This window comes from Candidatus Vampirococcus lugosii (assembly GCF_018420025.1).
GTDB lineage: Bacteria > Patescibacteriota > Gracilibacteria > Absconditabacterales > Absconditicoccaceae > Vampirococcus > Vampirococcus lugosii.
This window is the reverse complement of the sequence record NZ_JAEDAM010000094.1, coordinates 1-3032: the sequence shown is the minus strand read 5'-3', so window position 1 is coordinate 3032 and position 3032 is coordinate 1. Positions and strand designations below refer to the sequence as shown.

The window sequence follows — 3032 nt, the reverse complement described above, 5'->3', positions numbered from 1 at the left end:
ATAACAAATATATCAAAGCAATAAATGCACATAATCACAAGAAATAATTTAATATTGTTGATATAAACTCAAGTAAATCTCATTGATTATCTCAAGATGCTTGTCATATTCATTCTATATTACCTCATATTCAAGAAACACCTTGTCTTATTGAATCATCATTAGCAGTATTTCATATGACATCTCATTGCTCTCTAGTATATGTTTCAGATTCTCATCCCCGAGTAGGAAGAGATAGAAATAAATCTAACATATTCTATATTTTAATTATTAATAAATAATTATTAATTTTTTATTTTATTTAAACAAGACTCTTTAAGTTTCTCATCATTTATAACATCACAAAAAAAGTCTTTTTTTTGTTCTAATCAATACTTATAAAAAAATTGATCACGACATTTCTCTCTATCTTCTGTAAAATAAAATGTATTACAATGATTAGAATCTTTAGTTTCATCTTGTAAAATTTCTTGTATAAGTCAATCAACTTCATCTTCTGATACAATAGCAGCTTCACAAGATTGTTTTAATCACATTACAGAAATATTCTCACAATAAGACTTATCTTGATGTTTAACAGCAAGACCAAAATAATATTGTTCATTGGCAGGAGAAACATATTCTGTACCTGTATGTTCAGCAAATTTTTTTAATTCTTCATCTATAGTTTCAATATATTTTTTATCTTCAGTTTCTATAGCTTTATGAACAGAAAGTTCATATCTGTTCTGTTTCAAACAAGCATGAACTTCTGGTCTTCAAAAATCTAAATATTCCTCTTCACATTCTGATATTAAATCTAATTGTTTTTGTCAAGATATTTCCAAATGATCAAAACTTACTCAATAATCTTTACTTTCATAATCTTCAGTTTTATCTCACTTTAAATTATTTAAAATTAAGAAAATAGATAAAAATAAAATAAATATTACAACTACTACAATAATCTTTTTTTTATCAAACATTTTAATATTATTTTATGAATTTTAAATTGATATTATTAGTAATCCTAAGGACAATCATGTGTATTACAAGAATCTGAACTATCAGGCTTACTGCTTGTTGAACAAGATTCTGTACAAGACTTTGAACTACTTGGCTTACTAGAAGCTTCTTCACAATAAGAATCATTTATCGTACTTCAAAGTTGATTTACACACTTTACAGATCTACTTCTTGTACCAGACTTTCCTTCACATGTAACACTTCTACTCTTAGTTCATCATCAACATGATACACTACAATCTGACCAATCTCAAGTATCCCAATATGGACTAGCACTACAACTTGACCAATTACCTGTTTTCCGAGAACAATCTTTTGTACTAGAATTTAATGTTGTAACTGGACCACATCAATAATTCCCTACACAAATTCTAACTTGAGAACTACGATTAGTATCACAATTAATTCAAGTTACAGTCTTTGAAGTACTACTTCATACATCTGTCCGAGAACCACTACTTCAAGATCTCCATTCATAATATCAACCAGATGGCAAAGAACCAGACCATCTCCATCTTATTTTATTATAATATCTATTATGTGATCAAGCATTAACATTTCAATAACTAGTACATTTATCATCTCATAATCTACAAAATTCCGTATCTAAGTCACAATCTCTACCTTTATAATGTTTATTCCAAACATAATCTCATAAAGAAGGAGTTATATTTTCGTATCTCCAACCTGGTTTATTAGTAAGCTCATAACTTTTAGTTAAAGATTGTCAATAAAACCTCCATTCTTCTCTAGTTTGATAAAGATTTATATTATTCCATGTTTTTGTTCAATCTCAACTACGAGTAGGTTGATCAGAACCTTGTCAAGGAGACCATTGACATAATTCATCACTCCAATTACATCAATTTCAAGTACAACCAAATCAATTTTCATCAACTATAGTTTGAGTATAACCATCATTTGCTGGATTACTAGTACTTGTAAAAAAGTTAGCTGGCGCATCAATTTCTTCTTTTATTCTATTTTGACATTCTGGAAGATTTGAAACTTCATTCATATTACATCCATCCATACAATAATTCCACTTAACTCAGTCTCTTTGAGCAGAAACAGGATTAGGTCAATTAATACACACTTCATCTCATCAACTAGCATCACTCAATACCCATTTAATATCATTATCACATAACACAGGATCCGATTTTCATACTCATCAAGTTAATTTATAATTTTCACAAGCTCATTCCATACATTGCCACTCTTCCCATACTTTATAAGAATGAAAATTATAAACATCAGTTGCAGAATATGTAGTAGAAGGATCATCATAAGAAGTTGCACAAGAAAAAATTTCAAAATCTTCACATGATTTAAATTCTCAATCTGGTTCTCAATCATCATTTGCTTTCCATTCCCAAAGAATTCTATCATCATGTTCAAATCATTGATCATTATTAATAGAATTATCATAAAATTCTTCAAATATTTTTGCATCTAATCATCTTGTAAAATGAGGTAGATCAGAATTAGTTTCTGACATTTTTACTTGTCATCATGGAGATACACATTGATCTTCAAATTCATAAAAAGAACATTCAATAGCATTTGTATACGAATACAATCAATAAAAAGACATTAATCAAAATAATAATATATATTTTTTCATTTTCATTTTTATTTTAAATATAATTAAATTAAAACAATCTTATAAACTATAAAATAGTAAACAAATTAAATAAAAAGTCAAATATTTTATATAACTTTATTGTAATAATATTATTAATATTTTTTTCAAATTTGCAATACATTTTTTACTTTTTTTAAAAGAAAATATATTTATTTTTAAAATAAACTATATATTTTTTGACAAATTATATATTTTATATATACTTTCATAATATATACATATAAATTATAAATTATTATGAAATATAATGATATAAAAAAATGAGTTTTAAAGTCAAATATAATTCCAGATCCGTTAAAAGATAAAATATTAAAAATTAAAGATTTACCTATACAAATTTGCTCTGTATTGGAAGAAATTTTTGTTTTGGAAGCAAAAA

The 3032-nt window shown here is 25.9% G+C and carries 3 protein-coding genes; all 3 read right to left on the bottom strand.

The window, feature by feature from the left end; translation table 25 throughout:
• Nucleotides 1-253, bottom strand: a 253-nt coding sequence (locus tag VAMP_RS05000) for a hypothetical protein (protein WP_213349849.1), incomplete at its 3' end; no start/stop codon positions are given.
• A gap of 31 nt (nt 254-284) precedes the next feature.
• Nucleotides 285-965: a hypothetical protein gene (locus tag VAMP_RS04995; protein WP_213349848.1), complete on the bottom strand. Its 681-nt coding sequence runs from the start codon at nt 963-965 to the stop codon at nt 285-287.
• A gap of 44 nt (nt 966-1009) precedes the next feature.
• Entirely contained in the window at nt 1010-2632 is a 1623-nt protein-coding gene (locus tag VAMP_RS04990) for a thrombospondin type-1 domain-containing protein (RefSeq protein ID WP_213349847.1), read from the bottom strand.
• Nucleotides 2633-3032 lie beyond the last annotated feature (400 nt).